Raw genomic sequence first — 6,711 nt, 5'->3', positions numbered from 1 at the left:
GTGGACCGCCACCCAGGCGGAGAAGGCATCGGCCGGCTCCCTCTGGCTCGGCCTCGGCATCGTCCTCTCGCTCCTCGGCTTCATCGTCGTCGGCCTGCTGTCCGAGCCCATGAGTCGCGGCGCCGGCGGAGTCCGTCCGCCCCGACGCACACGAGGGCCGCCGCCCCGCCCTCCCCCCGGCGTCCGGCCGCGACGCGGCCCAGGAAAGCCCCTGTACGGCCGGGAGAACGACGAAGGGCCCGGAGACCATGTCTCCGGGCCCTTCCTTCGTCCACGTACCGGCTACGGCAGCTGAGCCGCCTGCGCCTGGCGTGCCTCGCGGCTCTCGCGGCGGTTGCCGCGGAAGGTGTTCACCCGACGGGCCGTCGCGAAGAGGGGGATCACGGCGCCCATCACCACCTGCAGGGCGCAACCGGCCTGCAGCAGGAACTGTCCGCCGGGCGCGTCGAACGCCCAGGCCGCCAGCATTCCCATGGCTCCGACGATCCAGGCGAGCATCGCCACCGCGAGGACACCCCGCGGCTTGGGGTACTCGACCCGGCTCACCATCAGCCAGGCGACGCCGATGATCGCGAGCAGCGTCGGGATGAACGGCAGCTCGAGGAGCACGATCGAGACCACCGTGAGCGCGCCGAAGGGGCTCGGCATGCCCTGGAACATGCCGTCCTTCAGGGTCACGCAGGAGAATCTCGCCAGCCGCAGCACCACCGCGAGCAGCACCACGATCGCGGCCACCGCCGAGACCTTCTGCTGCGCGCCGGGCGTGACCATGCCGTACACGAGTACGAAGTAGGCCGGGGCCAGACCGAAGCTGATCAGGTCCGAGAGGTTGTCGAGTTCCGCGCCCATCGGGGACGAGCGCAGCTTGCGTGCCACGATGCCGTCGAAGAGGTCGAAGATCGCCGCGGCGAGCATCAGGATCACGGCGGTCGCGGCGCTGTTGCGCGCCATGCCGGTCTCGGTGCTGCCCGTGAGGTGCGGGATGAGGATGCCCGTGGTGGTGAAGTACACCGCCATGAATCCACACGTGGCGTTACCGAGCGTGAGGGCGTCCGCTATGGACAGCCTCAACGACAGAGGCATCTCCTCGGCCTCTTCGGCCTCCTCCGCGTCGCCGTCGGCGACCCAGTCTGCGGCCCGGGTGTCGGGATCAATCACGGTCAATGCGAGTCACCCCCGCGGTCGTGGTCTGACCGACCTCGACGGCGACGTCGACACCTTCCGGAAGGTAGATGTCGACGCGCGACCCGAAGCGGATCAGACCGATGCGCTCGCCCTGCTCGACCTTCGTCCCCTGCGGGATGTACGGCACGATGCGACGGGCCACGGCACCCGCGATCTGCACCATCTCGATGTCACCGAGCTCGGTGTCGAAGTGCCAGACAACGCGCTCGTTGTTCTCGCTCTCCTTGTTGAACGCCGGGACGAACCCACCGGGGACGTGCTCCACGGACGTCACCGTGCCGGCGAGCGGCGCGCGGTTGACGTGGACGTTCAGCGGGCTCATGAAGATGGCGACCCGGGTCCGTCCGTCCTTCCACGGCATGATGCTCTGCACCACACCGTCGGCGGGGGAGATGACCCGGCCCTGAGCGATCTCACGCTCGGGGTCGCGGAAGAACCACAGCATGCCCGCCGCCAGCGCGGTGGTGGGCACGGCGATGGCCGCGGCACGCCGGGACCTGCGCGCACGCACGAGGCTCAGGGCCGCGGTGGCGACGGTCGGCAGAAGCCACGGCGATGCTCCGCGTGCGATGCGTACGCCCTTGGGGGTGTCGCGGTGTGCAGAGGTTTGGCTGTGGGGCATGGATGACCTTCGTAGCGGATGATGCCGCACTTGCAACAGGGGACGGCGGCTTTCGGGCGATGCTATCGGTTGCGGGCCGCAACTGGGCAAGCCAGAAGCCGAGTCGGCGGCCGGAAGACGATGACAGGGTGTGATCTTCTTCGCGGCCGAACCGACCCAAATGCGACAATCAGCCCTGGAATCGGTACTCCTCGAGCAGCCTGCGCCCAATGATCATTTTCTGGATCTCGGCGGTACCTTCGCCGATGAGCAGCATCGGCGCCTCACGGTAGAGGCGCTCGATCTCGTACTCCTTCGAGAACCCGTATCCACCGTGGATACGGAAGGCGTCCTCGACGACTTCCTTGCAGTATTCGGAGGCGAGGTACTTCGCCATCCCCGCTTCGAGGTCGTTTCGTTCCCCGGAGTCCTTTTTGCGTGCTGCATTCACCATCATGGCATGAGCGGCCTCGACCTTGGTAGCCATCTCGGCGAGCTTGAACTGAATCGCCTGGTGCTGGGCGATCGCCTTGCCGAAAGTGTGACGTTGCTGGGCATACGAGACACCTAGTTCGAAGGCACGCTGCGCGACACCGCAGCCACGGGCCGCGACATTGACGCGACCGACCTCCACGCCGTCCATCATTTGGTAAAACCCTCGGCCGGTGACCCCGCCGAGGACCCGATTGGCCGGAATGCGCAGTCCGTCCATGATGAGTTCGGTCGTGTCGACGCCCTTGTAACCCATCTTGTCGATCTTCCCGGGGATGGTGAGGCCGGGGCGGACCTCTCCGAAGCCGGGCTCCTTCTCGACGAGGAAGGTCGTCATCGACTTGTGGGGGGCGGTGCCCTCCGGGTGTCCTTCGTCACTTCGGACGAGAACGGCGACCAGCGTTGACGTTCCGCCGTTCGTCAGCCACATCTTCTGGCCGTTGAGGACGTACTCGTCGCCGTCCTTGACCGCCTTGGACGTGATCGCCGACACATCCGAGCCGAGGCCCGGCTCCGACATCGAGAAGGCGCCGCGCGTCTCGCCGGCCGCCATCCGCGGAAGGAAGTAGTCCTTCTGCTCCTGGGTGCCGTGCTGCTTGAGCATGTACGCGACGATGAAGTGCGTGTTGATGATGCCGGAGACCGACATCCAGCCGCGGGCGATCTCCTCCACGCACAGCGCGTAGGTGAGCAGCGACTCACCCAGGCCCCCGTACTCCTCGGGGATCATCAGACCGAAGAGGCCGAGCTCCTTGAGCCCGTCGACGATCTGCTGGGGGTACTCGTCGCGGTGCTCCAGCTCGGTGGCGACCGGGATGATCTCCTTGTCGACGAACTCCCGGACGGTCTTGAGGATCTCCTGCTGGACGTCCGTGAGCCCGGCGGTCTGGGCGAGTCGGGCCATGTCTACTTCCCCTGTTCCTTGAGCTCCGGGCGGCCGGGCTGCTCGCCGCCGCGCTCCTTGATGTACGTCTCGGTGGGGACCATCACCTTGCGGCGGAAGACGCACACGAGGGTGCCGTCCTGCTTGTAGCCCTTGGTCTCGACGTAGACGATGCCGCGGTCGTTCTTCGACTTCGACGGGGTCTTGTCGAGGACCGTGGTCTCGCCGTAGATCGTGTCGCCGTGGAACGTCGGCGCGACGTGCCGCAGCGACTCGATCTCCAGGTTGGCGATCGCCTTGCCCGAGACGTCCGGCACGGACATGCCGAGCAGCAGCGAGTAGATGTAGTTGCCGACGACGACGTTCTTCTTGAAGTCCGTCGTGTTCTCCGCGTAATTCACGTCCATGTGAAGCGGGTGGTGGTTCATCGTCAGCAGACAGAAGAGGTGGTCGTCGTACTCGGTGACCGTCTTCCCGGGCCAGTGCTTGTAGACGGCGCCGATCTCGAACTCTTCGTAGGTGCGGCCGAACTGCATCGGACTCAGGCCTCCGGGATCTCGAACTTGGTGGTGCGCTGCATGCCGGCGGCGCGGCCCTTGCCGGAGATGACCAGGGCCATCTTGCGGGAGGCCTCGTCGATCATCTCGTCGCCGAGCATGGCCGAGCCCTTCTTGCCGCCGGCCTCGGAGGTGTAGTAGTCGTACGCGTCCAGGATCAGCTCGGCGTGGTCGAAGTCCTCCTGCGAGGGCGAGAAGATCTCGTTCGCGGCGGCGACCTGGTCCGGGTGGAGCACCCACTTGCCGTCGAAGCCCAGGGCCGCGGCGCGACGGGCGACCGCCTGGTAGCCCTCGGGGTTGCGGATCTGCAGGTAGGGGCCGTCGATCGCCTGGAGGTTGTTGGCGCGGGCGGCCATCAGGATCTTCATCAGGATGTAGTGGTAGGCGTCGGCGTCGTAGCCGGGCGGCTGCTCGCCGACGACCAGGGACTTCATGTTGATGGAGGCCATGAAGTCGGCCGGGCCGAAGATGATCGTCTCGACGCGCTGCGAGGCGGTCGCGATCGCGTTGACGTTGTTGAGGCCCTGGGCGTTCTCGATCTGCGCCTCGATGCCGATCTTGCCGACCTCGAAGCCCATGGTCTTCTCGATCTGCGTCAGCAGCAGGTCGAGCGCCACGATCTGCTGGGCGTCCTGGACCTTCGGCAGCATGATGCAGTCGAGGTTCTGGCCGGCGCCCTCGACGACGGTGACGACGTCACGGTACGTCCAGTGGGTGGTCCAGTCGTTGACCCGCACGACGCGCGTCTTGCCGGTCCAGTCGCCCTCGTTCAGGAACTTCACGATGGTGTGGCGCGCCTCGGGCTTGGCGAGCGGCGCACAGGCGTCCTCCAGGTCCAGGAAGACCTGGTCGGCGGCGAGCCCCTGGGCCTTCTCCAGGAAGCGGGGGTTGGAGCCGGGGACCGCCAGGCAGGAGCGACGCGGGCGGAGTCGGTTCACGGGGCTGGTCATGCGGGGACCTCCAGGGGGTCGAGCTTGTTCGCTTTCCGGATCTCGTCGACGATACGGCCGATGATCTCCGTGATACCGAAGTCCTTCGGTGTGAAGACGGCGGCCACACCCGCGCGCTTCAGATCTGCGGCGTCGGCGTTCGGGATGATCCCGCCGACGATGACCGGAACGTCGTTCGCCCCGGCCTCACGGAGGCGGTCGAGGACGTCCGGGACCAGCTCGGCGTGCGAGCCGGAGAGGATCGACAGACCCACGCAGTGCACGTCCTCGGCCAGGGCCGCGTTGACGATCTGCTCGGGGGTCAGCCTGATCCCCTGGTAGACCACCTCGAAACCGGCGTCACGCGCGCGTACGGCGATCTGCTCGGCCCCGTTGGAGTGCCCGTCCAGGCCGGGCTTGCCGACCAGGAGCCGCAGCCGCCCCGCGCCCAGCTCGGTCGCCGTCCGGGCCACCTTCTCCCGTACGAGGGCCAGCGGGGTGCCCTCCTCCGCCGTCACCGCGACAGGGGCGGAGGAGACGCCGGTGGGGGCCCGGAACTCGCCGAAGACGTCCCGCAGCGCCCAGGACCACTCGCCGGTCGTGACGCCGGCGCGCGCGCACTCCAGGGTGGCGGCGAAGAGGTTGCCCTCGCCGGCCGCCGTCGCCTTGAGGGCCGCCAGCGACTCCTGGGCACGGTTCTCGTCCCGGTTGTCGCGCCACTCGTGGAGCTTCGCGACGACCTTGGCCTCGTTGGCCGGGTCGACCGTCATGATCGCCGTGTCGAGATCCGAGGTGAGGGGGTTCTCCTCGGTCGACTGGAAGATGTTGACGCCGACGATCTTCTCGTCGCCCGCCTCGATCCGGGCGCGCCGCTCGGCGTGCGAGGAGACCAGCTGCGACTTCAGGTAGCCGGACTCGACGGCGGCCATCGCGCCGCCCATCGCCTGGATCCGGTCGATCTCGGCCAGGCACTCCTCGACGAGGGCGTCCACCTTGGCCTCGATCACGTGCGAGCCGGCGAAGATGTCCTCGTACTCCAGCAGGTCGGACTCGTGGGCGAGCACCTGCTGGATGCGGAGCGACCACTGCTGGTCCCAGGGACGGGGCAGACCGAGCGCCTCGTTCCACGCGGGCAGCTGGACGGCACGCGCGCGTGCGTCCTTGGAGAGCGTCACGGCCAGCATCTCCAGCACGATCCGCTGGACGTTGTTCTCCGGCTGGGCCTCGGTCAGACCGAGCGAGTTGACCTGCACGCCGTAGCGGAAGCGGCGCTGCTTGTCGTTCTCGATGCCGTACCGCTCGCGGGTGACCTTGTCCCAGATGCGGCCGAAGGCGCGCATCTTGCACATCTCCTCGATGAAGCGGACGCCCGCGTTCACGAAGAACGAGATGCGGGCGACGACCTCGCCGAAGCGGTCCGCCGGGACCTGGCCGGAGTCCCGGACCGCGTCGAGCACCGCGATCGCGGTGGACATCGCGTAGGAGATCTCCTGGACCGGAGTGGCCCCCGCCTCCTGCAGGTGGTAGCTGCAGATGTTGATCGGGTTCCACTTCGGGATGTTGTTCACCGTGTAGGTGATCATGTCCGTCGTGAGGCGCAGGGACGGGCCGGGCGGGAAGACGTGCGTCCCGCGCGACAGGTACTCCTTCACGATGTCGTTCTGGGTGGTGCCCTGGAGCAGGGTGACGTCCGCCCCCTGCTCCTCGGCCACCACCTGGTAGAGCGCCAGCAGCCACATCGCCGTGGCGTTGATGGTCATCGAGGTGTTCATCTGCTCCAGGGGGATGTCCTGGAACAGCCGGCGCATGTCACCGAGGTGCGAGACCGGGACCCCGACCCGGCCGACCTCGCCGCGGGCGAGGATGTGGTCGGGGTCGTAGCCGGTCTGCGTCGGCAGGTCGAAGGCGACCGAGAGGCCGGTCTGACCCTTGGCGAGGTTGCGCCGGTACAGCTCGTTGGACGCCTCGGCGGTCGAGTGACCGGCGTACGTCCGCATGAGCCACGGCCGGTCCTTCTCTTTCCGTGCCTGCGGCTTCTGACGCTCAGTCATGTACGGTCCCGGG

The 6,711-nt window shown here is 67.5% G+C and carries 7 protein-coding genes; 1 reads left to right on the top strand and 6 read right to left on the bottom strand.

All coding sequences use genetic code 11. The features are described from left to right. The coding region (locus tag AB0D99_RS02600; RefSeq protein WP_362355997.1) for a hypothetical protein at window positions 1–295 on the top strand (295 nt) is incomplete at its 5' end. Here AB0D99_RS02600 and pssA read toward each other — a convergent pair. The 6 genes from pssA to AB0D99_RS02570 all read right to left on the bottom strand — a co-directional run bounded on the left by pssA (window position 283) and on the right by AB0D99_RS02570 (window position 6,698). Then, a complete protein-coding gene (gene pssA, locus AB0D99_RS02595; protein ID WP_362356067.1) occupies window positions 283–1,158 on the bottom strand; it encodes a CDP-diacylglycerol--serine O-phosphatidyltransferase in 876 nt (291 codons plus the stop codon). The genes AB0D99_RS02600 and pssA overlap by 13 nt on opposite strands. Continuing rightward, window positions 1,151–1,807 carry a phosphatidylserine decarboxylase gene (locus AB0D99_RS02590; protein WP_362355995.1) on the bottom strand — a complete coding sequence of 219 codons (657 nt, stop codon included), beginning with the start codon at window positions 1,805–1,807 and terminating at the stop codon, window positions 1,151–1,153. The genes pssA and AB0D99_RS02590 overlap by 8 nt, the downstream gene beginning before the upstream one ends. Before the next feature lie 169 nt (window positions 1,808–1,976). Next, window positions 1,977–3,182, bottom strand: coding sequence for an acyl-CoA dehydrogenase family protein (locus tag AB0D99_RS02585; protein WP_015037484.1), 1,206 nt, complete (start codon window positions 3,180–3,182; stop codon window positions 1,977–1,979). A 2-nt stretch (window positions 3,183–3,184) separates the two neighbouring features. After that, window positions 3,185–3,697: a MaoC family dehydratase gene (locus AB0D99_RS02580; protein ID WP_362355993.1), complete on the bottom strand. Its 513-nt coding sequence runs from the start codon at window positions 3,695–3,697 to the stop codon at window positions 3,185–3,187. A gap of 5 nt (window positions 3,698–3,702) precedes the next feature. Continuing rightward, complete coding sequence (locus AB0D99_RS02575; RefSeq protein ID WP_362355991.1) at window positions 3,703–4,668, bottom strand: CoA ester lyase; 966 nt, start codon at window positions 4,666–4,668, stop codon at window positions 3,703–3,705. Further along, a complete protein-coding gene (locus AB0D99_RS02570) occupies window positions 4,665–6,698 on the bottom strand; it encodes a protein meaA (protein ID WP_362355989.1) in 2,034 nt (677 codons plus the stop codon). The genes AB0D99_RS02575 and AB0D99_RS02570 overlap by 4 nt, the downstream gene beginning before the upstream one ends. Between the last annotated feature and the right edge of the window lie 13 nt (window positions 6,699–6,711).

It is taken from the genome of Streptomyces sp. NPDC047971, assembly GCF_040653355.1.
Lineage (GTDB): Bacteria > Actinomycetota > Actinomycetes > Streptomycetales > Streptomycetaceae > Streptomyces.
The sequence above is the reverse complement of the archived record's forward strand: the minus strand, read 5'-3'. Positions and strand labels throughout refer to the sequence as shown.